This window comes from Isosphaeraceae bacterium EP7, from assembly GCA_038400315.1.
In the GTDB taxonomy this organism is placed as follows: Bacteria; Planctomycetota; Planctomycetia; order Isosphaerales; family Isosphaeraceae; genus EP7.
Genome location: CP151667.1, coordinates 2,889,420 through 2,912,101 on the forward strand (window position 1 = coordinate 2,889,420; position 22,682 = coordinate 2,912,101).

26 protein-coding genes and 1 pseudogene are annotated in these 22,682 nt (G+C 63.8%); 11 read left to right on the top strand and 16 right to left on the bottom strand.

Translation table 11 applies throughout. The annotated features are described in order from the left end of the window. The first annotated feature begins 120 nt into the window (after nt 1–120). From EP7_RS11015 to EP7_RS11025, 3 genes are all read left to right on the top strand, one after another. Nucleotides 121–672 (top strand): helix-turn-helix transcriptional regulator, encoded by a 552-nt coding sequence (locus EP7_RS11015; RefSeq protein WP_463527903.1) that lies wholly within the window; start codon nt 121–123, stop codon nt 670–672. 338 nt (nt 673–1,010) lie between these two features. Next, nucleotides 1,011–1,643: a hypothetical protein gene (locus tag EP7_RS11020; RefSeq protein WP_463527904.1), complete on the top strand. Its 633-nt coding sequence runs from the start codon at nt 1,011–1,013 to the stop codon at nt 1,641–1,643. A 245-nt stretch (nt 1,644–1,888) separates the two neighbouring features. Further along, complete coding sequence (locus EP7_RS11025) at nt 1,889–2,584, top strand: hypothetical protein (RefSeq protein ID WP_463527905.1); 696 nt, start codon at nt 1,889–1,891, stop codon at nt 2,582–2,584. Here EP7_RS11025 and EP7_RS11030 read toward each other — a convergent pair. The 5 genes from EP7_RS11030 to EP7_RS11050 all read right to left on the bottom strand — a co-directional run bounded on the left by EP7_RS11030 (nt 2,574) and on the right by EP7_RS11050 (nt 6,283). After that, on the bottom strand, nt 2,574–2,825 hold the full coding sequence (locus EP7_RS11030) for a hypothetical protein (protein ID WP_463527773.1): 252 nt from the start codon (nt 2,823–2,825) through the stop codon (nt 2,574–2,576). The genes EP7_RS11025 and EP7_RS11030 overlap by 11 nt on opposite strands. 622 nt (nt 2,826–3,447) lie before the next feature. Next, complete coding sequence (locus tag EP7_RS11035) at nt 3,448–3,789, bottom strand: hypothetical protein (RefSeq protein WP_463527906.1); 342 nt, start codon at nt 3,787–3,789, stop codon at nt 3,448–3,450. 220 nt (nt 3,790–4,009) lie between these two features. Continuing rightward, nucleotides 4,010–4,852, bottom strand: a complete 843-nt coding sequence (locus tag EP7_RS11040) for an IS5 family transposase (RefSeq protein ID WP_463527907.1) — start codon at nt 4,850–4,852, stop codon at nt 4,010–4,012. 103 nt (nt 4,853–4,955) lie between these two features. Then, nucleotides 4,956–5,123 (bottom strand): hypothetical protein, encoded by a 168-nt coding sequence (locus EP7_RS11045; protein WP_463524443.1) that lies wholly within the window; start codon nt 5,121–5,123, stop codon nt 4,956–4,958. Further along, nucleotides 5,120–6,283, bottom strand: a complete 1,164-nt coding sequence (locus EP7_RS11050; protein ID WP_463524442.1) for an IS701 family transposase — start codon at nt 6,281–6,283, stop codon at nt 5,120–5,122. Before EP7_RS11050 ends, EP7_RS11045 begins: the two co-directional genes overlap by 4 nt. A gap of 103 nt (nt 6,284–6,386) precedes the next feature. Between EP7_RS11050 and EP7_RS11055 the strand changes: the two are divergent. Further along, nucleotides 6,387–7,196, top strand: a pseudogene (locus EP7_RS11055) (IS5 family transposase). Nucleotides 7,197–7,306: 110 nt separating this feature from the next. Here EP7_RS11055 and EP7_RS11060 read toward each other — a convergent pair. Next, a protein-coding gene (locus EP7_RS11060; RefSeq protein ID WP_463527908.1) for an IS3 family transposase occupies nt 7,307–8,451 on the bottom strand; the annotation gives its coding sequence in 2 pieces (ribosomal slippage) (nt 7,307–8,196 and nt 8,196–8,451; 1,146 coding nt in all). Between the two features lie 108 nt (nt 8,452–8,559). Here EP7_RS11060 and EP7_RS11065 point away from each other — a divergent pair. The 3 genes from EP7_RS11065 (at nt 8,560) to EP7_RS11075 (ending at nt 10,101) form a co-directional block, all read left to right on the top strand. Continuing rightward, nucleotides 8,560–9,327 carry a DUF932 domain-containing protein gene (locus EP7_RS11065; protein ID WP_463527909.1) on the top strand — a complete coding sequence of 256 codons (768 nt, stop codon included), beginning with the start codon at nt 8,560–8,562 and terminating at the stop codon, nt 9,325–9,327. 5 nt (nt 9,328–9,332) lie between these two features. After that, the gene (locus tag EP7_RS11070) at nt 9,333–9,650 is read left to right on the top strand and encodes a hypothetical protein (protein WP_463527910.1); all 318 of its coding nucleotides are present in this window, start codon (nt 9,333–9,335) and stop codon (nt 9,648–9,650) included. A 169-nt stretch (nt 9,651–9,819) separates the two neighbouring features. Further along, nucleotides 9,820–10,101 (top strand): hypothetical protein, encoded by a 282-nt coding sequence (locus EP7_RS11075; protein ID WP_463527911.1) that lies wholly within the window; start codon nt 9,820–9,822, stop codon nt 10,099–10,101. A gap of 262 nt (nt 10,102–10,363) precedes the next feature. Here EP7_RS11075 and EP7_RS11080 read toward each other — a convergent pair whose 3' ends face one another. The 4 genes from EP7_RS11080 to EP7_RS11095 form a co-directional block, all read right to left on the bottom strand. After that, entirely contained in the window at nt 10,364–10,744 is a 381-nt protein-coding gene (locus EP7_RS11080; protein ID WP_463527912.1) for a nuclear transport factor 2 family protein, read from the bottom strand. Between the two features lie 86 nt (nt 10,745–10,830). Then, the gene (locus EP7_RS11085; protein ID WP_463527913.1) at nt 10,831–11,067 is read right to left on the bottom strand and encodes an alcohol dehydrogenase catalytic domain-containing protein; all 237 of its coding nucleotides are present in this window, start codon (nt 11,065–11,067) and stop codon (nt 10,831–10,833) included. Nucleotides 11,068–11,092: 25 nt separating this feature from the next. Next, the gene (locus EP7_RS11090) at nt 11,093–12,205 is read right to left on the bottom strand and encodes an NADH:flavin oxidoreductase/NADH oxidase (RefSeq protein WP_463527914.1); all 1,113 of its coding nucleotides are present in this window, start codon (nt 12,203–12,205) and stop codon (nt 11,093–11,095) included. A 171-nt stretch (nt 12,206–12,376) separates the two neighbouring features. Continuing rightward, nucleotides 12,377–13,360, bottom strand: coding sequence for an aldo/keto reductase (locus EP7_RS11095; RefSeq protein ID WP_463527915.1), 984 nt, complete (start codon nt 13,358–13,360; stop codon nt 12,377–12,379). 352 nt (nt 13,361–13,712) lie between these two features. Between EP7_RS11095 and EP7_RS11100 the strand changes: the two genes are divergently transcribed. Then, complete coding sequence (locus tag EP7_RS11100; RefSeq protein ID WP_463527916.1) at nt 13,713–14,654, top strand: AraC family transcriptional regulator; 942 nt, start codon at nt 13,713–13,715, stop codon at nt 14,652–14,654. A 96-nt stretch (nt 14,655–14,750) separates the two neighbouring features. On the opposite strand, the gene EP7_RS11105 is transcribed toward EP7_RS11100, so the two are convergent. The 5 genes from EP7_RS11105 to EP7_RS11125 all read right to left on the bottom strand — a co-directional run bounded on the left by EP7_RS11105 (nt 14,751) and on the right by EP7_RS11125 (nt 18,096). Further along, entirely contained in the window at nt 14,751–15,194 is a 444-nt protein-coding gene (locus EP7_RS11105; protein WP_463527917.1) for a putative quinol monooxygenase, read from the bottom strand. 64 nt (nt 15,195–15,258) lie between these two features. Then, entirely contained in the window at nt 15,259–15,654 is a 396-nt protein-coding gene (locus EP7_RS11110) for a (R)-mandelonitrile lyase (RefSeq protein WP_463528406.1), read from the bottom strand. A 140-nt stretch (nt 15,655–15,794) separates the two neighbouring features. Further along, complete coding sequence (locus EP7_RS11115; protein ID WP_463527918.1) at nt 15,795–16,562, bottom strand: SDR family NAD(P)-dependent oxidoreductase; 768 nt, start codon at nt 16,560–16,562, stop codon at nt 15,795–15,797. Nucleotides 16,563–16,606: 44 nt separating this feature from the next. Continuing rightward, nucleotides 16,607–16,948: a cyclophilin-like fold protein gene (locus tag EP7_RS11120; RefSeq protein WP_463527919.1), complete on the bottom strand. Its 342-nt coding sequence runs from the start codon at nt 16,946–16,948 to the stop codon at nt 16,607–16,609. 170 nt (nt 16,949–17,118) lie between these two features. Further along, nucleotides 17,119–18,096 carry an alpha/beta hydrolase gene (locus tag EP7_RS11125; protein ID WP_463528407.1) on the bottom strand — a complete coding sequence of 326 codons (978 nt, stop codon included), beginning with the start codon at nt 18,094–18,096 and terminating at the stop codon, nt 17,119–17,121. A 302-nt stretch (nt 18,097–18,398) separates the two neighbouring features. On the opposite strand from EP7_RS11125, the gene EP7_RS11130 reads away from it, so the two are divergent. The 3 genes from EP7_RS11130 (at nt 18,399) to EP7_RS11140 (ending at nt 21,315) form a co-directional block, all read left to right on the top strand. Further along, entirely contained in the window at nt 18,399–19,301 is a 903-nt protein-coding gene (locus EP7_RS11130) for an AraC family transcriptional regulator (RefSeq protein WP_463527920.1), read from the top strand. A gap of 159 nt (nt 19,302–19,460) precedes the next feature. Next, nucleotides 19,461–19,856 (top strand): MarR family winged helix-turn-helix transcriptional regulator, encoded by a 396-nt coding sequence (locus tag EP7_RS11135; RefSeq protein WP_463527921.1) that lies wholly within the window; start codon nt 19,461–19,463, stop codon nt 19,854–19,856. 127 nt (nt 19,857–19,983) lie between these two features. Then, nucleotides 19,984–21,315 (top strand): 4Fe-4S binding protein, encoded by a 1,332-nt coding sequence (locus EP7_RS11140; protein ID WP_463527922.1) that lies wholly within the window; start codon nt 19,984–19,986, stop codon nt 21,313–21,315. A 174-nt stretch (nt 21,316–21,489) separates the two neighbouring features. Here the strand turns inward: EP7_RS11140 and EP7_RS11145 are convergent. After that, nucleotides 21,490–22,613, bottom strand: a protein-coding gene (locus tag EP7_RS11145) for an IS3 family transposase (protein WP_463527769.1) whose coding sequence is annotated in 2 segments (ribosomal slippage) — nt 21,490–22,361 and nt 22,361–22,613 — 1,125 coding nt in all. Because the reading frame shifts where the segments join, the coding sequence is not laid out codon by codon here. Nucleotides 22,614–22,682 lie beyond the last annotated feature (69 nt).

Here is a 22,682-nt window from a genome sequence, read left to right on the forward strand (position 1 = left end):
CCGAGATGGGATAGGGCGGCTAAAAGGCGGCCGGAGCCCTTGTTTCAGCCATCCAAATCAGTTCCCATAGTATTCGGCCTACAGCACACGCGTCCAAACCCGGCCAGAACGAGGCGAGGCATGAGCAACGAAGGCAAGAAGCGACGCATACGAACCACGCCGAAGGAGGTCGAGAATTCCTTCGTCGGGCTCCGGCTTAAGGGGCTGGTGGCAGCCCGCGGTTGGTCACAGACCGAGTTCGTCCAGCGGATCAGGGAGGCCGGCGGCCAGATCACCACCGCCTCGATGTCCGCCTGGTTCGCGGGCACGACGGAGCCGAGCCTGATCCCCTGCTACTATGCCGCCAGGGTCCTGGGGATCGACCTGGAGTCGCTGCTGGATCGCGATTCCGAGGTCGTGACGCCGGTGAGCCGGGTCGCCGCGAGGGCGGAGCCTGCGACCGCGGCGGCCCCGTCGCCCGACGAGGCCGCGAAGTTCGCTGCGTACCGAGAGGCGATGGGCGTCGATGTCTGGGTGCTCCTCAAGCTCGCGGGCCAGCTCGGGGCGGAGAGGGCCGTCGAGAGCCTCCTGGACGCGCGGGCCGATCAGAGGACCAGGGAGGCGGGCCAGGCGAGTCAGGCGGGGGGCGCCACGCAACCGCCGAGGAATCGTTTCTATCGGGACGGGATCTAAGATTTGGAGGTAGGCTCCGGTGCTGTCTCGCGTCAGCCCGAGAAGTTCAAGAAGCACGGGTGATCGAGGACATCCCAGGTGATAGGGCCTGCCCGACCACCCAAGGGGGCGGAGCGGCGAATGATTCGGTCGGGCCTCTAGAACCAGCCCCCGGAGTGTCCGATCCCTCCTCCATGGCGCCGATGCTTCGGCGTCGGGATATGCGACGCTTGCGACTGCAGGAAGATCACAAGAATTATACAATTATTTGAACACTCAATGTAATTGAAAGCGTAATTATACTTTATGTTGTACCGCCCTGGCTCGGGCATCATCGTGCGGCGGAGGGGAGGGATCGGATGGCCATCAAGCTCAGTAAGTCGCGACGTGACGAGGCGATCCGAGGGACGTCCGCGCCGTCCGCCCGGCGACACAGGGCTACAGGGCCGCCGGCAACCTCTCAGAAGGCGGCCCTTCTCGACGCACTCTCCCGGGGGAAGGAGCGAGTGAGGGCATGCCAGGAAGCCATGATCTCCACCGCCGACTTCTGCCGGGAGTTCGACGCCGATCCCGAATTCCGCGACGATGTCTTCGCGGCCGAGATGGTCCCCAACGAAGATGTCAGGGAGAGCCTTTATCTGCTCGCGATGAGCGGCCAGAATCACGCGGCGGCGAGGGAGTTCCTCAACCTGCGGTATCGGGATCTGGAACTCCAGATCATGGTCGAGCGGCACGAGCACGAGATGCGTGGCGTAGCACATGCCCCAGCCGCCTCATCCTCGGTCGGGCCGATCCTGAGCGAGTTCGTCGCGTCCATCGCCGAGTTCATCCGGCCCGAGGGTCAGGCCGATGTGCTGCTCCAACTTGCCGAGTCGCTCGCGAAGGCCGATGCTGCGGCCCAAGCTGAGGCAGGCCGGACGAGCGTGAGTGCCGCCTTGCCGTCCTGGGCGAGGGATCACGGCGGCCTGGGCGGCGACTCGTGGGACGACTAGCGCGACGGGGTGGGCAGGGATGGGCCGCTGACCATCAACCACCCAGATGTCGCGGTCGTCGCGGCCCGTGGGTGGTTGATGGCCCGGGGCCGATCGGGTGAATCCGTGGACGCATCCGATATTCCGGGCGCGGAGGTATGGTAATACTGCCGCTCAAATATCTAAATGGTTTGCCATATTTCTATAGAGAGCGCAAGGCCGGGGGCCGGGTCGAGTGGGAGTACGTCTGCTCGGGGGCGTCGGCCGTGGCCGCCTATTCACTCGACGCGACGTTCTCGGTCAGGCGGCGCGAAATTGAGCGCAGGATCGCCCGCGAGGGTCGCGATGCCGGGCTGCGGGCCCGCGCGGAGCGGAACTCCTGGCGGGCCGGGTTCCGCGAGATGAAGGCGGCAGCCGATGCCCGCGCAAGGTTGCTGGAGGAGGGCTTCCGCCTGGCGCGGTCCGCATTCATCTCTGCGATGCGGGCTGAGGGCTACGTCTCCTGCAATCGCTCGCGGTTCAATAAGCTCCGCAAGTCGCGGACTGATCTGGAGACGCGGGCCGATCGTGACGCCTCGGCTACCGCCATCGAGCTGGCCCGCCGATGGGCACCCCCGCCGTTGCCCGGCGCGATGCCCCCCGCCGACACTGCCCTTCCATCCCTGGAGCAACTCTTCGCCTCCGTAGCCTCGGTCAACGTCGCCGAGTCGCTGGCCGAGGAGGCGACCGCTGCATCGGAGGGCTTCAAGGGGAGGGTCGCCTTGACCTGCCGCGATGTCGAGGCGGCCATGCGATGCGACAAGCGCGGGGCCCTGGCGTCCCGATCGGCTCGCCTGGCGCGACGCAGAGCCTTGTCTGCGGAGAAATTACTGGCGAAGCTTGCCTGGCACCTGGGACCTTCGTACGCCGTTGATGGCGGCTCCGGCGGGGCGCATGCCATGAGCGTGGGAGTCAGCGCTTAGGCCTCTTGAAGACGTAGTCGGAGTACTGACTGAGATTGCTTCCCGCGGCGCACAGCTCCCAGCCCTGTGCGCCGAGTTCGTTGAAGGTTTCGACTCTGAAGCCTCTGATGACGGAATATTCCCAGCGTACGACAGCGCCCGGAGCAACGGCCTGGGCCTGGGTAGAGCGACCCGCGGTCAAGAATGCCATCGCCACCACCGCGAGGACCAGCGACGATCCGAACAGGACAACCTTACGCATCGCCTGAGTCTCCCCTGTCTCGCCAGGCCATATCCGCGGCTCGGATCGCGGCGGGAACGAGCCGGGCTGATTTCGATGACATGCTAGCACCCGCGATACGCCCAGGACAGTAGCCGTTTGATCGCTTCTCATTCCTCTCGGCGACGCCTGGAGGCGGGGAGAAGGCTCCTCGCGCGTCGAGTCACGAACCACCGAGTGCGACCGGCGAGCGACGCACTCGGGGTACTACTCCGTCTCCAGTTGCCTGCAAGCTCGGGCTCGCCGACTTCGTCAACCTCAGGGCGTGACGCTCGACGGCCTCCTCACGCATTCGAGGCATGTCGGCCATCCCGCCTGGACGTCGTCGCGCAGGCAGTGGGTGGTCCCGGAGCAGCAGGTGACAATCCGATTCGGGCATGACGGGACGAGGGCCTGCACCGCCTCGGACATGTCGGTTCTCGCCGATCGGCGAGAGCCGCGGAGCACGAATGGGCCGGGATTTCGGCTTGGCGGCTTCTGCGGCGGCATTGGTGGTGCGTGACATGTTGCAACTCCGATCTTGAGTGATGGGGGACGGTGCGCAGGGATCGACGCTTCGGGGGTGTGCTGTCATGTGTGCGGTTGGCGGCTGTCCGCAGCTCGGTCAAGGCGTCGTGGCGGCCTTGACCGAGCTTCGCCTCGCGAGAGCCTTGAGGGCTCGTTCGCGACGCGCGTCGAGGCGTTTCGCCTCCGCTGCGGCCACAGCAGCAACCAGGCCGTCCTGATCGTTGCTGCGTCCGTACTTCTCGAAATGTCGGCTGCACACGCCGACATGGCCGATCATCCCGAGGCCGAGAAGAAGGAATCGGAAACTGCATCGGCCACGACAATTCGTGATGCTGCAGCGCGGGGCTAGTTTCGGGTCATGGCGAATGGCGTCGAGGCCGAAAGGGAATTCTCGGCAGTCGGCGATGCGATAGTCAGGCGGGGTTCCGGCGGTGTTCATGGGTCGGGCTCCTGTTCGGAAGCAAGGACCGGTGTGGTGGCGGACTCTGGATGCAGGGCGGTGCGATCGGGTGAGCGAGCGAAGGGGTCGGCGTTCGCTGTTTGGGCTATAGCCGGTGCTTGTCACCGGCAGTCACCGGCAAAAACAACCAAGCCGCTTCTACTGTGAAAACGAGCTGCATCAGAAGCACTATTGATGCTTTTCTTTGCTCTTTTAGAGGCTATCCGGCAACTGATAGCTGCTTTTTCGGGTAATGGAATGGATTCGCCTTGGTGGGATTTGGATCCAATCGCCTGAGCATGTGCTGAATTGCGCCGACCTTGATCATCGACTCGCTCGACGCGGTGAACCACTCGTAGTCCCGACTCTGACGACGAGACCGCCCCAACCAGGCGAAGCTCCGCTCCACCACCCAACGCTTCGGCTGATGCACGAATCCCTTCACATCCTTGGGCCGGTCGATCACCTCCATCACATACTTCACCCGCGCCTCTGCCATCCAACGATTCAGCTTATGATTGCGGTACTTCGAATCGCCCCGCACCGTCTCCAACCGCCCGGTCTGCTCCGGCGTCAGGCGACGCAGCACCCGCCGGGCTGTCGTCCCGTCATCCAGGTTCGCCACCGCGACCACGACGACCAGCAGTAAGCCCAGGCTATCGACGACGATATGACGCTTCCGGCCCCAGAGCTTCTTGCCCCCATCGTAGCCCCGTGCGCCACCGACCTCGCTCCCCTTGACCGTCTGACTGTCGATGGCGGCGGTGCGTGGGGCGGGGTCGCGACCGGCGGCGACCCGGACCTTCTCGATCAACGCGTCCTTGATCTTGTCCCAGGTGCCATCGTCCCGCCAGGTGGCGAAGTGGTCATAGACGGTGCTCTTGGCGGGCAGGTCGTGGGGGAGCATGTCCCACTGACAACCGGATCGGTCGAGGTAGAACAGGGCGTTGAGGACTTCCCGCATCTCGACCCGCCGAGGTCGTCCGGTCTTCTTCCCGGGGATGAGCGGCTCGATGATGGCCCACTGGGCGTCGGTCAGGTCGGACGGATAGGGCTCGCGCATGGAAGCATGTCCCGGTGCCATTGGGTCGGGGTGACATCGTTTGCCACCAGTGTTTTACGGCAAATCTTTGTTCCCGGATAGCCTCTTAGTACTACAGTTGTAACTAACCCGGGGGCCCGGCCTCGCGTTTCTTGTAGTGGCAACGCCGCGCGAACGCCTGGTGGGCGCGCCGCCATACCGACCAATCCAGGACCTCGACGGCCTCCGGCAGGCGTCCCCACAGGAGTCGGACCAGGAGCCGACGGGCCTCGGGCACCGTCAGGGCGATCAACTCCGGCTCGTCGGCCGACTTTTTTTGGGCGGTGCGCCGGCAAGTCTCCGGATCGCGGCCAGGACGGCATGGGCCAGCAGGGCCAGGGTGATGTGCCGATGCCAGCCGGTCCAACTCCGCACCTCGTAGTCGGCCAGTCCAGCCTCCTGCTTGGCCGCCTCGAAACCGCCCTCCACCGCCCAGCGAGCCCCGGCGGTCTGGGCCAGCCGGGTTAACGTCGTGCGGCTCGGGCCGGCCGCGATGGAGTACGCCAACTCCTCGCGGCCATCCAGACTCTTGCGCACCAGCAGCCACCGCCTCCATGCCGGGCCCAGGTCGCTGTTGATCTCCAGCCACGCCCAGGCGTACCGCCTCGGCCCCTTGCTGCCCGCCGCGATGGTGATCTTGTGCCAGGCCTGCTTCGGCAACGCTCTGGTCAGGGTGGCGACCGCGGCCTGCCCGGACCCCGCCCAGACATACTGGTTGGCCCGGACCGCCAGCACGTACGGCCGCTTCTGCTCTTCCAGCCACCGCCGCAACTCCCACGCGCCGTAGACCTCGTCGCCGGTCACCCACGCCGCAGGCACCCCGGCCTTGAACGCCCGCTCGAGCATCGCCCTGGCCAGCCGGATCTTGGTCGCGAAGGCGGTCTTCTCCGGGACACCCGCCGCCTTGCACCGCCCGGGGTCGCCGGCCCACTCCTCGGGCAGGTACAGCGTGCGGTCGAGGAACGCGACGCCATGCCGGCTGGCGTACGCGAGGAAGACCCCGACCTGGGCGTTCTCGATCCGGCCCGCGGTGCCGGTGTATTGCCTCGCCACGCCCACCGACTTGGTCCCCTTCTTGAGGAACCCGGTCTCGTCGAGGATCAGCACGGCGTCGGGGTCGCCGAGCGTCTCGACGACGTAGGCCCGCAGGTCGTCGCGGACGGAGTCGGGGTCCCAGTCGGCCCGGCCCATGAGGTACTGGACGCCGTAGGGCGTCTCGTCACCGATCTGCTCGGCGACCTGCCAGGCGTTCTTCCGCTGGACCGGCCCGAGCAGGCCGATGAGATAGGCCCGGACGCGATCGCGGGTCTCGCTTCGAGGAAACCTCGCCCCGATCCGGCGGGCCACCTCGTCGATCTGCCGCCCCCAATCGTGGACGTCCTCGGGGCTGAAGGCGGCATCGGTGCTGGCCATGGTGATCCTCCTCGGGGATTCCATGGCCAAACTACCGGGCTGATCGGTTAGTTGCAACTGTAGTATTAGAGCGAGTTGAGAAAGGGTGTCCTAGGCTTGGAGCATGGACACACGACGTCGCTATCCCAGTGACCTGACCAACCCCCAGTGGGCCCAGGTCTGCCGATTCATCCCGGCCCCCAAGCCCGGGGGCCGGCCCGCCAAATACGACCGCCGCGAGATCGTCAACGCCCTGCTGTACGTCGCCCGCACGGGGTCCCAGTGGCGGGCAATGCCGCACGACCTCCCCCCCTGGACCATCGCCTACTGGTACTTCCGGTGCTGGAAGAAGGACGGCACCTTCGACCGATTGATGGCCGAATTGCGGGGCGACCTCCGCGTGGCCGAGGGGCGGCGTCGGCAGCCCTCGGGGGCCATCCTCGACAGTCAGTCGGTCAAGACCACCGAAAGGGGGGGCCCCACGGCATCGATGCCGGCAAGAAGGTCGCCGGCCGCAAGCGGCACATCCTCGTCGACGGCCTGGGGCTGATCCTCTCGGTGGTCGTCCACGCCGCGAGTATCCAGGATCGCGACGGTGCGAGGCTGGTCCTGGCCCCGCTGCGGCACCGCTTCATGCGGCTGCGGCTGATCGTCGCCGACGGGATCGGACAACGGCGGGATCGCCGAGTGGGTCCATGCGTTGCGGGGCCGCAACCGGCTGCGGCTGGAGATCAAGGCGAAGCGCCCCGGTGCCGACAAGTTCGAGCCGATCGCATTCCGCTGGCGTGTGGAGCGGACCTTCGCCTGGCTGGGGCGGAACCGTCGGCTGAGCAAGGATTACGAGGCGACGACCGCAAGCAGCGAAGCATTCGTCAAGTTGGCGATGATCCATCTGATGGCCCGCCGACTACCGAAGATGTTGGCGAAAATGTAGCTTTCTCAACAGGATTTCAGACAAGTTCAGCGTGTTGCGATCCATGGCGCACACGGGCGGAGGGCACCCGGCCGTGACCTTCCCCAGGAATCGTGGGCGCTCGGGGCGGGCTAGGATGCGAAGCGTACTTCGTAGTCCGCCGGACTGCGATAGCCAAGCGTCGAATGCAGGCGTTGACGGTTGTAAAAGATCTCGATGTAGTCGAACAAGGACCGACGCGCCTCCTCCCGGGTGACGTACGACTCGTGGTGGGTCAACTCTCGCTTTGCTGTACTGAAAAAACTCTCGGTCACCGCGTTATCCCAGCAATTGCCCGTCCGGCTCATGCTCGGTTCGATCCCGGATCCCGCCAGAAGTTCCTGGTAGGCCCCGCTGGCGTATTGCACGCCTCGGTCGCTGTGGTGCATCAGCTCCCCCCTCGGCCTGCGATGCTCCAAGGCCATCCGCAAGGCGTCGCAGGCCAGCTCGGCACGCAAGTGATCGGCCGTGGCCCAGCCCACCACGCGGCGTGAGAACAGGCCCAGGACCACCGCCAGGTAGAGCCAACCCTGAGCCGTCGGCACGTAAGTAATATCAGCCGTCCATACCGCGTTCGGTCGATCTGGATAGAACTCGCGATTCAGGGTGTTGGCGGCCACGGGGTGGCCGTGCCGGCTGTCCGTGGTCCTGACCACGAACGGCCGGGCCGCTTTGGAACGCAGCCCCGTCGCCCTCATCAGCTTGGCCACGGTGTTCTCGCAGCAAGCGGCGCCCACAGCCTTGAGGGCCCGGTACACGCGTGGAGAGCCGTAGGTGTTACGGCTGTCGCCGTGGGCCTTGCGGATCTGCCCCACGAGTCGGTCGCGACGCAGGGTCGCCGGGCTAGGCGGCCGTCGAGTCCAGGCGTAATAGCCACTGCGCGAGACCTTCAGGACGTCGCAGAGGGCCTCGACGGGGAAACACGCCCTCTGGTCCCGGATGAAGGCGAACTTCACGGCAGCTCCTTTGCAAAGAATGCCGTCGCTTTTTTTAAAATCTCGCGTTCCATGAGGAGCCTGCGGTTATCCTCGCGCAGGCGGAGGTTCTCGCGTCGGAGTTCCTCGACCGAGGCGTCGGGCATCGCGACGACGGGGCCGGAGACGGCGCGGACCCACCTGCGAATGGAGCTGGGATCGACCCCCAGGCTCTCGGCAGCCTGCGAGGCCGAATAACCTTGCTCGCGGACCAGCTTGGCCGCGGCGGCCTTGAACTCGTCGTTGTAGCTCTTGGGCGTCATGGGCAAACTCCTCGGCTCGGTGTTATATCACCTCGACCGAGCGCCCACGATTCCTGGGGAAGGTCACAACTGTCCGCGGAGACGGCGTCGCGCGTCTTCTCGGAGACCATGCCGGGCGGGAACAAGCCGGTGCAGCTCTTCACCCGGGACGACGAGATCAGGTCCATCCACGGGCACAGCTACTCGAGGCTCCACGACTCGGAGCTCGTCTCGATGCTGATGGAGTTCGCGGTCGACTTCTCGCCGCCTCAAGGTGGGGCGACGGGCGGGACCGGGCTCTATCGCGGGGAGCAGGACCTCTTCTGCTTCATGATCGATCCGACCGGGTGGGTCGAGGTGGAGGGCGAGGCGTTCGCGCCCGGCTTCTTCGCCTGGAACTCGGAAGTCGGGAAACGCTCGGTCGGGATCCAGTCGTTCTGGTTCCAGGCCGTCTGCGCCATCCACATCGTGTGGGACGCGGTCGACATCACCGAGTTCACGAGGAAGCACACGGACAAGGTGTCCGACGCCCTGCCCGAGATGAGGCGAATTGTCGAGGCGCTCGTCCAGAAACGTGACGAACGGAGGGACGGCTTCGTCGCCACGATCCGCCGCGCGATGGAGACGCGCCTCGGGGACGACACCGAGGAGGCGATGAGGTTGCTCTCGACCCACGGGATCAAGGGGATGCTCGCCAAGCGCGCCCTCGAGATCGCAAGGGAGCATGGGCGGTTCACGGTCTTCTCGCTCGTCGATGCACTCACGCGTATCGCAGGCGAAATCAAAAACGCAGGCGACAGGGCCGAGACGGACCAGAAGGCGTCGAAGCTCCTCGGGCTCGCGGCGAAGCCAGTCCCGCCGTGGGTCGCCCTCGCGACCGTCGGCGAGGGGAGGTGAGGAGGATGTCGAGGCAAAGCGCGGTCACCGGCGGGGCGAGCGAATCGAAAGGGTCGCAACCAGCGCCCGAAACGAACGTCGAACGGAATCGGCCCGTCCACTCGGTCAGTCTCCGTAACATCCGGGCCGCCGTATGGGCGAACGACGGCGAGCAGGGGGCGTGCTTCAACGCGACGCTCGCACGGCTCTACAAGGATGGCGAAGGCAACTGGCGGTCGAGCGAAAGCTTCGGGAGGGACGACCTGTTGCTCCTCGCGAAGGTCGCCGACATGGCCCACACCTGGATCTCGGAACAGTTGCAGGCCCAGGACGTGCCATTCTGATGAGGTTCATGGGCGCGAAGACGGGACGGGCGGATGCGACACGATGTTGCTCCGCTCGGGTCCTTCGCGATTCCCACTCAAAGGTTTCGATATGTCGCCGCCCCCTTCCACCGCTCAGTTAGCGAGCGAGCAAAAACGACGAAACGTAGATGAGAAGGAGGGTAACGAGATGGGTACGCTATGCAGGACGATCTGGTGCGGGCCGTGCGCGATGAAGCTCGGGCTCGAGATGAAGAGCGAGATTGGCCGAGCGAGGGCCGTGCGCTGGGGGCTGGTCGATCTGCCGTTCCTCACGTGCGACTGCTGCCGCGGGAGGATTGTCCGCCGCGACATCGCGGTCGGCGTCACGGCGTACCGCGGGCTCGAAGACTACGAGACGTGGGAGTGGGAGTTCCTCCACGACATGGATGTGGGCCTCATCGAGTCGGAAGCCTCAGGAGGTGCCCTATGAGTGGGCAGTGGGAGGAGGAGCGGTGGGACCGCGTCCTCGCGAGCCGGAGGAGGACGATGAGATTCGCTCACGGCCTGGCCTTCATCGCGGGAATGATCCTCGGGCTCGGTATCGTCACCGGAGAGCCTCTCGACCCGACCCTGCTCGGCGCATTCGCATGCTTCGGGAGTGCAAGTTTCCTCGTAATCCATCGGGCAGTCCGTTAGGGAAGCGCCGTCGACCTCGCGAAGAGGGCGTTGACCACCACATCGAACGGCACGATCTACGTCGACGGATGGACGGTGGATAGCTGCGATTCGCCCCGGATGTCGAAACGCTTGACGCGGCCATTTTCAAACCGAAAAACGTGAGTGAGCATTTCATCGAGCAAGGGTTGCCCGTCGAGGCCGCGGACGGTCAGGTGCACGTCCACCTCCATCGAGCCGTCCGGTGCCTCGTTGATCTGCTTCGGCTCGACGTGCGGGTCGATCACCGACCATTGATGCGTCCAATACTCCCTGACGGCTTCGGGGCCATGGACATGGGTGCCCTCCATGCCGTTCGCCCAGGCCACGCCCTCGGCGAGCATCGCGAGGACGGAGTCGAGGTCTCTGGAGTTGAAGTTTTCGTACAACTGTCTAATAAGCTTTACTTTGTCATCCATTGATTGCCTCGTCCGATATTGCTTTGGCCCTGCTGGCTGCCAGGAAGGTAATCGTACCTGCTCAGACGCATTCTTCGCACCAAGAACTAAGCCGAGGGGCTCGCCCCGACCGCCACCACCTCGCCCACCCCGTCGCTCACGGGGACCAATCCCTTTCGATGGGGCAAGGGATACCGGTCGCGAATCAACGCGATGTCGCGGAAGTTCAGAGAAACCGCATTGAACCGGACGAGCACCTCGTCACGTTGCGGTTCTGCGTCGGCTTCTTCCTCAAGACGAAGTTCGTCGAGGCTCGTGAAGCCATCGAAGCGGTAGGCTTTCATGGAAAACTCCCGAGTTCGGACGGACCTATTCAGCCTCCGGCGGCTTGGCCTGACGCTTCAGCCAGTACGCGTACTGCTCTGGTAGGGTGTTCTGCGGCGTCTCGACCTCAAGGATTTGGGCCGCACGATACGGCCAGTGCGGGTTTTCAAGCAGTGCCTTCCCGAAGAGGATGAGGTCCACCTGCTCGTCGCGGATGTACTGGTCCGACTTCCTCGCGTCCGAGATATTCCAGGAGGTCGCGGCAGGGATGCCGACTTCCCGCCGAATTCGCTCGGCGATGGGGACGAGAAATCCGTGTTCCGCCCACGGAACTCCCGACACATCGGGCGTGTTGAAGCCCATGCTCACGTCGACGAGGTCCATGCCCGCGGCCTTCAGTCGGCGAACCAGTTCGATGGACTCCTCCATCGGTTGTTCCCCCTCGACGTAGTCGATGACGCCGAGTCGGACCGTGAGTGGGAGTCGCTCCGGCCAGACCTCTCGGATAGCGGCGACCGTTTCGAGGAGGAACCGTGCCCGGTTCTCGAAGCTCCCTCCGTACTCGTCCGTCCGGTGATTCGCGAGCGGGGAGAAGAAGCTCTGTCCGAGATAGCCGTGGGCGAAGTGCAACTCGAGCCACTTGAACCCGGCCTCGAATGCTCGGCGTGCCGCCGAGGCGAAGTCTCCACGCACGCGGTCGATATCCGCTCGCGTCATCTCGCGAGGCACGCGCGGGAGATTCGCACCCAGGGCAATCGGGGATGGCCCGAGCGTTTCCCATGCCTCCGGGTGGCCGAGAGGCAGGTGATCGTCGCCTTCCCAGGGTCGATTCGAGCTCGCTTTCCTGCCGGCGTGAGCGAGTTGAATGCCCGGGACCGCGGCTTGGCTCTCGATGAATCGAGTGATCGGCTTGAGCACATCGATTTGGGCATCCTTCCAAAGCCCCGTGTCTCTCGGAGTGATGCGACCCTCGGGAGAAACGGCAGTCGCTTCGGCGATGACGAGCCCGGCCCCTCCGATTGCCAGGCTGCCCAGGTGGGAGCTATGCCACTCGTTTGCAAGTCCGTCGGTCGCCGAGTATTGGCACATCGGCGAGACGCCAATTCGATTCTTGAGCTGCACGTCCTTGATCGTGAGTTCGCTGAACAGAATGGGCATGACTGATTCCTTTATCACGGGTCTTCGATTTCACCCGAGCAGCCAGCGAACCAGCATTGCCCGCGTTGGAAATTCCACTGATTCTTCCAAATCGAAGAGAGCCCCTGAAGGTGGCTCGTTTTGGGGGTGTTGCCGGAGAAGATTCCAGTCCTCTCCGGTAAAAGCCACCGCTCACGGCGTCTGCTCGACATCCTTCATGTACTTCTCCGCCATCCGACCGCCGTGGACCGTGAGCCTCGAAGCGGCGGCTTCCATCTCGCGAAGGTCGGCAGGCGTCAGAACGACGTCAATCGCTCCCAGGTTCTCGCTCAAGTGTTCGATGCTGCGTGTCCCAGGGATGGGGACAATGAACGGCTTTGAGGCCAGGAGCCACGCGAGCGAAACCTGAGCCGGGGTCGCGTTCTTCTCGGCCGCGACTCGCTTCAAGAGTTCCACGAACGGCCAGTTGGCTTCAAGGTTCGCGGGCGTGAAGCGTTCGAATCCATGCCGGAAATCCTTCTCGGGATCAAACTTAGTGCGAGCGTCGATTTTGCCCGTCAGGTACCCCATCCCCACGGGCCCCCAGGGCACGAAGCCGATGCCCAACTCTTCGCAAGTCTTGAGCACGCTGTTCTTCTCGGGGCTCCTCTCCATGAAGGAGTATTCGCTCTGGATGGCCGCCACCGGCTGGACCGCGTGAGCGCGACGAATCGTCTTCTCGCTCGCCTCGGAAAGGCCGAAGTGGAGGCCCTTGCCCGCCTGGATGAGTTCCTTCACCGCACCCGCGACGTCTTCGATGGGAACCCTCGGGTCGACGCGATGCTGATAGAGGAGGTCGATGCGGTCGGTCCTGAGTCGCTTGAGCGACTCCTCGACTACCTTCTTGATGTGCTCGGGCTTGCTGTTGAGCCCACCCGCTTCGAGATTGAATCCGAACTTGGTGGCGATGGCCACCTTGTCGCGGATGGGCTCCAGGGCTTCGCCCACCAGCAGCTCGTTCGTGTATGGGCCGTAGACCTCGGCCGTGTCGAAGAAGGTGACGCCCTTCTCGTGGGCTGCTCGGATGACCTCGATGCCCTGGGCCTTCGGGGCAGCAGGGCCGTAATTGGAGCTGATGCTCATGCACCCGGCCCCGATTGCCGAGACGGTCAGGCCGCCGAGCTTTCGCGTGTTCATGGTGTTCCTTCCCTCTGGTTTTTCTTTGTCGTCGGGTTGATTCGATGTGGCAAGCGACGGCCGCATGGCCAAACCCGTAGCGAGGAGGGCAGAAGCCGCTAGGAATTCACGTCGACTTATTTTCCGATTCATGTCCGTCGCTCCATGTCGAATCTCCCGTGTTTTCTGAGCTGGGGGTTCTTCCCACTCGGCACCAGAAGCTTTGTTGCATAAAATTCCAATGAGGCCGAAGATGTTGCGGAGCGAACCTTCGATTTCAAAAGGAATTCTAAGTGATTCGCGCTTTGAGCTGGTATGACGAAACTCGAAGTTACTTGGACGATTCTCCAAAAATGACCAGCAAAGGGACACTATGAAGGGACGGCCAGGGGTGGACTCGGTACGAGAGGAACGACGAATCACCGACGACCGGCAAGAGCTTGTGGAACGCCTGGCCCGATGGGTTCCGCAGGATGGGCCCGCCGAGCCCCAGCCTGGGATTCAGCTCTATCGATGCTCGGCTCCTACCGAGCCGGTGCACAGCGTCAACGAGCCGGCATTTTGCGCCGTGGCTCAGGGCAGCAAGCAAGTCTTCATGGGCAAGGACCGCTTTCAGTACGACCCCGCCCATTACCTGCTTGCCTCCGTCGAGCTACCTACCGTGAGCCAAGTTCTGGCCGCATCAAAAGAAAAGCCCTACTTGGGCTTGAGGCTTGTGCTCGACCCGACGCTTGTCGCCTCAGTTTTGGTGGAAGCGGGGCAACCTTCGCCGTCGCGTTCCTCGGGCGTGAAGGCCCTCGATGTCAGCCCGCTCGATGGCGGTCTCCTCGACGCTTCCTTGCGTCTCGTGAGGTTCCTCGACAAACCCGCCGAGTATCGCGTGCTTGCCCCGCTCGTCATGCGGGAGATTGTCTACCGCCTCTTGATGGGTCAGCAGGGTGCACGCCTTCGCCTCGTCGCGGCCCTCGGTGGCCAGGCCCACCGCATCGCTCGGGCAGTCGAGCGACTTCGGAAGGAATACGACAAGCCGCTTCGCATCGAGGGACTCGCCCGCGAACTCGGGATGAGCGTCTCGGGCTTTCACCAGCACTTCAAGTCGGTCACGTCGCTCAGCCCGTTGCAGTTCCAGAAGCAACTGCGGCTCCAGGAAGCAAGACGACTCATGCTCACCGAGGACCTCGACGCGGCAGGGGCAGGCTTTCGCGTGGGCTACGAGGACGCGTCTCAATTCAACCGCGAGTACAAGCGGCTCTTCGGCGGTCCGCCCATGCGGGATGTGGAGCGTTTGAGAGTAGCGACTAGGGCAGGAGTTTAGAAACAGCGAGTCAATTCAAAGAGACCGTCGCATAAACCACCTTATGTTTCCACGGCCTCTTTCGCGCGACTCGGCCAGGGACGAGTCCTCGCCGCCTTACTTTTTCTTGTCGCTCAGTTGGACAGAGACCATCTCGATGAGCTTGCGAGACACGACCATGTCCTTGGTGATAGCTCGAAACTTCTGGAAGTGTGGCGACTCGATGTGCGACTTGAAGGCGGCCTCGTCAGCGTACATCTCGAAAAACCTGAGTTTGGCCGTGTTGTCCTTTTCGGCGACGGCGTAGATTGCGAGAACCCCAGGTTCCACTCGGACCGAAATCTCCATCTCCTCTTTGACCGCCGCCGTGAAACTCTCCAGTTGGGCGGGGTCAATCTCCAGGTCGGCCATGCGCACGATTGGCATGCGAGGCTCCTCGGCGGCGGCAACGGACCAAAGCGACATGGCCGCGACGAGGCCGACCCCCGCCGCTAGAGACTCTCTGCGGTTCAATAGGCCCGGCCGAGGCTTCCGACACCGGTCGTCATTGCGTTTGGACATGCGATGAAATCTCCCGAGAGCGTCGTTGCCAGGCTGTCAATCGGATGAGCCCAATGCGGATTCCTTACTTGCGGTACTGCTCGACGGTCACGTGTTCCAGCCATTCAACCATATTGCCGTCGAGTGCCTCCTGAATCGCGGTGTGAGTCATCGCCGTCGTCGGACTTGCCCCATGCCAGTGCCGCACGCCGGGAGGGAACCAGACCACGTCACCAGGTCGTACCTCCTCAACCGGGCCGCCCTCTTGCTGAACCCAGCCTAAGCCGGCCATGACGATGAGCGTCTGCCCCAGCGGGTGCGTGTGCCAGGCCGTGCGGGCACCGGGCTCGAAGGTGACGGCGTTGCCGGCCGCACGGGCCGGGGCCTTCGCGGGGAATAGCGGGTCGATGCGGACCATGCCCCTGAACCACTCGGACGGTCCTTTGGTCGAAGGTTGCGAGCCTACTCGGGTGATATCCATCTTCTCCTCCTGCGTTGTGTTTGAAGGGCTCGCGTGGGCCCGTCGCGTGGCGAAGTACGCGAGCACGGGACCCGCGAGTGCCACGAACGAGCGACTGGAAAGGGACATGCTGGCGTCTCCTTGAGCTTCATGAGGCCCCATCAGACGACCGTCATGCCGCCGTCAACGGTGAGGGCGTGGCCGATGACGTAACTCGCCCCCGGGCTGCATAGCCAGAGCACGGTCGAGGCGATTTCCTCGGGCCTGCCCGCCCGACCGATGGGAACGCTCTTCGCGATTTCGCCGTAAGCCTCCTCACTCCCAGCGACGACGTCACGGGCAACCTGGGTGTCTATGAGGCCGGGATTGACCGCGTTGACGCGGATGCCGTGTTTGACGTATTCGAGGGCCGCCGTCCGCGTGAGGCCGACTACACCGTGCTTCGAGGCGATGTAGGAGCCGATGCCAGGATTTCCGGTCAAGGCACCCACCGAGGCGTTATTGACGATGGCCCCGCTCTTCTGGCGTTCCATCTGCCGAAGCTCGTGCTTCATGCAGCTCCAGACGCCACGGAGGTTGACCCCGATGACGCGTTCCCACTCCTCGCGGGTGCTCTCTGCCGTCGGTGCGATGCGTGCCATGACGCCCGCGTTGTTGAACGCGGCGTCGAGTCGGCCGAACTCAGAAACCGTGCGGTCGACCATCGCCTCGACCTGGGCGTCGTCCGAGACGTCGCAGCGGACGGCAATCGCCTTGTGACCGGCGGCGACCAGCTCCGCCGCCAACGCCTTCACGGCGTCCTCCTTGAAATCCGCCAGGACGACGGCCGCACCGGATTCGGCGAAGGCCCTGGCCGTTGCGAGCCCCATGCCGGCCGCAGCCCCGGTGACGAGTGCCACCTTGCCGCTGAAATCGAGTGTGTTCTCCATCTCCCGTCTCCTCATCCGTACTCGTTACTTCGCCGTTTCGTCCGTTACTCAAGCTCGAAGCTCACCTTCACGCTCCCCGAACCGACCGCAGCCGCGAGGCCCTCTGGGTCGTCGATTCGCCCGAGTCGGGTGTAGCTGTAGCTGGTCTTGAAGCCCTTGTAGAAGACCACCAGCGTATCGGACCCCCAGAGCATGAGGTCTCCGTTTCGAATCGTCCCAGTGTCCGTGGCTTCGGTCGGGAGCGGATTCGGTAAGCGGGCATGCTTCTCGTTGCCGTTCAACTCGGCCATGTCGAGTGTCAGGGGGAGCATCGCCCGGAGCTTGGACGTCGCCTCGTTGTTGTCGAGCGTGGCCTTGAAGGTCTTGGTGCCGATGGTGATTTTCATGGGGTTACTCTTCGTTTCACCGCGAGGCTTGTCGCGCTGGACTTCCAAACCGACGACGGCGTCTCGCTCCTGGCCCGTTTCGTCGCAGCCCGTAAGCCCGACCAACAGGCCGGCCGCGAGGAGGGCAATTCGTCGTGAGTTGCGCAAGGCGAACCTTACCGCCTCCGTTGTCAGTTCAAGTGCTCAGTAAAGAAGGAGGCAAGCTTATCGAATGGGATGACGTCCACGCGGTCATAGAGGTCGACGTGCCCCGCGTTCGGGACGATGAGCAGTTCCTTCGGCTCGGCGGCGAGCTTGTAGGCGTCCTCGCTGAACTCGATGGAATGGGCCTTCTCGCCGGCGATGAAGAGGAGCGGTCGGGGCGATATCGTCTCGATGTCGTTGAACGGATAGAAGTTCATGAACTTGACGTTGCTGGAAAGCGTCGGATGGGTGGTCAGCTCGGGCGTTGAGCCCTTCGGAGTGAACTCGCCGCGAGGCGTGCGATAGAAGTCATAGAACTCCCGTTCGATGGGGTGGGAGCTTGCCGAAAGCTCGTGCACGGACCCGCTCGTGTACTTGGTCTCGCCGCCCGCGAACTCGACGTCGCGCTGCGACGCGGCTTGGGCGATGGCTTGCTTTCGCTGTTCGACCGTCACCGATTTCCTGAGCCCATGACGATTGGCAGCCCCCATGTCGTACATGCTGACGGTCGCGACGGCCTTCATTCGCGGGTCGATTTTGGCGGCACTGATAACGAAGCCCCCGCTGCCGCAAATCCCGATGGCACCGATTCGGCCCTTATCGACGAGTGGCCGAGAGCCGAGGAAGTCCACGGCGGCACTGAAGCTCTCCGCGTAGAGGTCGGGCGTCACGACGTTGCGAGGCTCCCCCTCGCTCTCGCCCCAGAATGGCAAATCAATCGACAGCGTGACGAATCCCCGTTCGGCCATCTTGGTGGCATAGAGGTTGGCACTCTGCTCCTTCACCGCCCCCATCGGATGCCCGACGACGATGGCGGGTAGCTTCGCGTCCCGCTTCGAGCCCTTGGGGACGAACAAATTCCCCGCGATGCTCATCCGGTACTGGTTGTTGAAGGTGACCTTCTCAACGGTCACCTTGTCGCTCTTGTAGAAATTGTCCGATCCGTTGTTCATGTCTTGTCCCATGAGGTGTGATGAAAACACGGCGAGCCCGACCAAGATGGCGGGCACGGCCGAGAGGAGTTTTACTCCGGCGGCCAAGACATTGGCTTTGAACATGGGTCGTCTCCTTTGGTAGCCGTCAGGCAACGAGCCTCGAAATGCCACGATTCAGCTTCACTCCCATTAAAGGCCAGCCGGCTCCGAACTGAAAGGAACGTTCCTCCGAAGTTTTAGCCTAATTCTCCTGGGCATCGAAGAAGTTACCCAAAAACCGCCGTTAACTGTAACCTGATACTGCTGTAGTCGAGTGAGCCGAGGAGTAAACGATGGACGAAGCAGTGAACTACCGAGAGCGTCTCGCCGGCCTTCTCGGCGAGATTGCGGTGGAGGAAGGCTTGCAGCCAACCCGCATCGAAGGCGTTCACGTCTTCAAGGGCTCGAAGTCGGTGCCGCGTGCCCCGATGGTCTACCGGCCGCACATTATCGTCGTGGGGCAAGGCCGCAAACATGCTTACCTCGGCGGCGAGACCTACCAGTACGATCCGGCCAATTACCTCGTCCTAGCCGTGCCTCTGCCCGCCGAATGCGACGCCGAGACGGAGGACGGGAAGCCCATCCTCATGGTCAACATCGACGTCGACGCGACGATGGTCGGCGAGATGCTCCTCGAAATCGACGGGACGTCGCCCCTCTCGGGCGAGACCCCGCGAGGCATCTCCTCGACGCCGATGAATCCGGGGCTGGCCGGGGCGGTCATCCGGCTCCTCGAATGCCTCAAGTGCCCGGTCGACAGCCGCCTACTCGGCCGCCAGATGGTGCGGGAGGTCGTCTACCGCGTGCTCCGGGGCGACCAGGGCGGGGCACTCTACGCGATGGCGAGTCGCGACGACCATTTCACGCGGATTGCCCGCGTCCTGAGGCACATCCATTCGAATTTCGCGAAGCCGCTCGGGACCGAAGAAATGGCGAAGATGGCGGGCATGAGCGTGTCGGTCTTCCACCACTACTTCAAGCTCGTGACGGCGTGCTCTCCGCTCCAGTACCTCAAACGCATCCGGCTCGACCGGGCCAGGATGCTCATGACCTTAGACGGCTACAACGCGGGTTCGGCTGCACACGCGGTCGGCTACGAGAGTGCCTCGCAGTTCGGACGGGAGTTCAAGCGACTCTTCGGAGTAACCCCGGTCGAAGACGCGGAGTTTGCGCGGGCACGGCTCGTCGCGAGTTGAGCATCTGCAGTCGACCGAAAGCGAGGGAACCGTGGCATCCCGATTGACTTCCTAGCATGTTGCATATACAACTATCCAGAGAAAGGAGACGACATGTCCGGTACGAAAGACACCTTACCAGCTGCCGAACTCATGGCAGGCGAGTGCCTGGGGGTTCGAATGCGAACGCTCAACCGGGCCGTTACCTCAATCTACGACGATGTCCTGCGGCCTCACGGCCTGAGGGTTGGGCAGCTCAACCTGCTGGTCGCCATCGCGCGGATGGAGCCCGCCAGGCCGAGCGACCTGTGCCGCTTCCTCAGGATGGAGAAATCCACACTCAGCCGAGACGTCGAACTGATGAGGCGCAATGGCTGGCTCGACGTAGACGATTCGGGGGACAAGCGAGCCCGACCTTTGAAGGTTTCAGCCGACGGGCAAACCCTCCTCAAGGCGGTCATACCCGCCTGGCGGCAGGCCCAGGAGCGGGTGATGGCGTTGCTTGGGGGCGAAGTGATTTCCTCCGTGAGACACGCCGCCGACCGACTCTGGAAAGAGGGCGCCACCAAACCTTAAAGGTCCCTTTTCACCGCAATATAGTTGTAATTACAACGACCTAAGCGATTCGTTACGACCATGGGATCTCGCAATCGAAGTCGCCTTTTGGTCCGGGGCGGCAGGACACACCTTGGGGGAGAGAATTATGGCCAAGCTTGAAGAACATCCCAGCGTAATCCGCTTCAGAAAATCAGGGCCGCAAGCCCGCCCGGTGCGTATCGACGTGGAGAGGTTGAGGCGAATCTGCGTGGAGGCCGGGGCCGACGACGTCGGTTTCGTGGCCATCGACCGCCACGAACTCGACGACCAGCGGGCCGAGATCCTTGCGCTCTACCCATGGACGAAAGGGCTGGTGAGCATCGTCTGCCGCATGAATCGGGAGCCGGTCCGCAGCCCGGCCCGGTCGGTCGCCAACTTGGAGTTCCATCACGTCGGACACCATACCGACGAGGTGGCGAGCACGATTGTTTCCGCCCTGGAAGCCGAAGGGATTCGCGCAGTCAATCCGTCGATGGGCTTCCCGATGGAAGTAAACCGTTTCCCAGACAAAGTCTGGGTCGTCTCGCACAAGCCGGTCGCCGTCGCGGCGGGCCTGGGCCAGATGGGCATCCATCGCAACGTCATCCACCCAAAGTTCGGCAACTTCATCCTCCTCAGCACGATCCTCATCGAAGTCGAAGTCTCGGAGCAAACACGACCCATCGAATACAACCCGTGCCTGGGGTGCAAGCTCTGCGTGGCAGCGTGCCCGGTCGGCGCCATCGCACCGGACGGCCATTTCGACTTCACGGCCTGCCTGACTCATAACTACCGGGAGTTTCTCGGGGGATTCACCGACTGGGTCGAGCAGGTCGCCGACAGCAAGGACGCGCTCGACTATCGCAGCCGGGTCGAAGATTCAGAGACCGTCTCGATGTGGCAGAGCCTCAGTTTTGGGCCGAATTACAAGGCGGCCTACTGCATGGCGGCTTGCCCGGCGGGCGACGACGTAATCGGCCCGTTCCTGAGCGACCGCAAGGGCTTCCTAAAGGAGGTCGTCAATCCGTTGCAGGAGAAGGTCGAACCGATCTACGTCGTTCCCGGCTCCGACGCCGAGGCGTACGTCTCGAAGCGATTCCCCCATAAGAGGCCCCGGCTGGTTGGAGGCGGCCGACGGCTCAGGTCCATCAAGTCCTTCCTGTCCGCACTCCCCCACGCCTTCCAGCGGCATGCGTCGGAGGGACTGGAGGCGACCTATCACTTCGCGTTCACCGGGGAAGAGTCCGCCGAGGCGACAATAGTCATCGGGGGCAAGACCATCCGGGTCGAGCCGGGCCACGTCGGCACCGCCGACCTCCGCGTCGTCGCCGACAGCCGGACCTGGCTCGGCTTCCTGGCAAAGGAACGAAACCTCGCCTGGGCCCTAATCCGAAGGAAAATCCGCCTGAAGGGGTCTCCCCGTTTGCTGGTCGCCTTCGGGCGTTGCTTTCCGTCCTGAGACCAGCCAAAGAAGATTCTGCCCTGAGTAATTCCTTACGTGTCGAGCTATCGCTAAGCTCGAGGCATGAAACGCGTCCTTCTCACCGGCATTGACTGACGTGCCCCCGATTTCCTGGGCCATCGCACTTGAGAGTTCGGATACGATGTGCGCTTGACCCCATTTCGAGTCCACTCATAACGAGAGTTTCGCTGGGATCTTCGGCCCTTGCTCCCTGGCCTTGGATGCGGCGAATTCCCCGGGGGCCAGGTAGCCCAGGGCGCTGTGCGGGTGGTCCTTGTTGTAGCTCGCTCGCCACGCCTCGATCTTCACCCGGGCGTCCTCCAGGCACAAGAACCAGCTCGGCGAGAGGCACTCCTGGCGCAGGCGGCCGTTGAACGATTCGATGAAGGCGTTGTCCGTCGGCTTCCCCGGCCGGCTGAAATCCAGCGTTACGCCGTTGAAGTAGGCCCACAGGTCGAGCGACCGCCCGACGAACTCCGGCCCGTTGTCCACGCGGATGCTCCCCGGCACGCCCCGCTCGGCGACCAGCCCCTCCAGGACCCGGACGACCTGGTCGCCGGTGAATCGTGCGTCGGCCCGGGCGGCCAGGGCCTCGCGGGTGTAGGTATCCACGACGGTCAGGATGCGGAACCGACGGCCATCCGAGAGTGCGTCGCTGACGAAGTCCATCGCCCAGATGCGGTCGGGTGCCTCGGCGGCGGCCCGCGCCGCCCGCACCTGAGAGCTGGCGTGCCGCCGCGGGGCCTTGCGCCGCACGGCCAGGCCCTCCTCGGCGTAGAGTCGGTAGGTCCGCTTGTGGTTGACCTGCCAGCCCTCGCGGCGGAGCAGGACGTGGAGCCGGCGGTAGCCGTACCGGACGCGTGCCCCGGCCAGGTCGCGCAGGCGGACCCGCAGGGGGCCCTGCGGGTCGCGTCGGCTGACGTAGCGATGGCTCGCCCGCGGGAAGTCCATCGCCGAGCAGGCCCGGCGCTCGCTCACCCGGTAGGCGGCCTGCAGGCCCGCGACGACGTCGCGGCGCCGGGCCGGGGTCAGACTTTTTTTGACAGGACGTCCTGGAGCATGGCCTTGTCCAGGCTCAGGTCGGCGACCAGCTGCTTGAGCTTGCGGTTCTCCTCCTCGAGCTGCCGCAACCGCCTCACCTCGCCGACGCCCATGCCGCCGAAGCGTTGCTTCCATCGGAAAAACGTGGCCTGGCTCACGCCCAATTTGCGGCACACCTGATCGACCGGCGTGCCGGCCTCGGCCTGCCTCAGGGCGAAGCCGATCTGCTCCTCGGTGAACTTGCTCTTCTTCATCGCTCGGGCCTCCGATCCGAGGCCGATTATCCCATGACGGTTCTCAAATGCGATGGACTCGATTCCGGG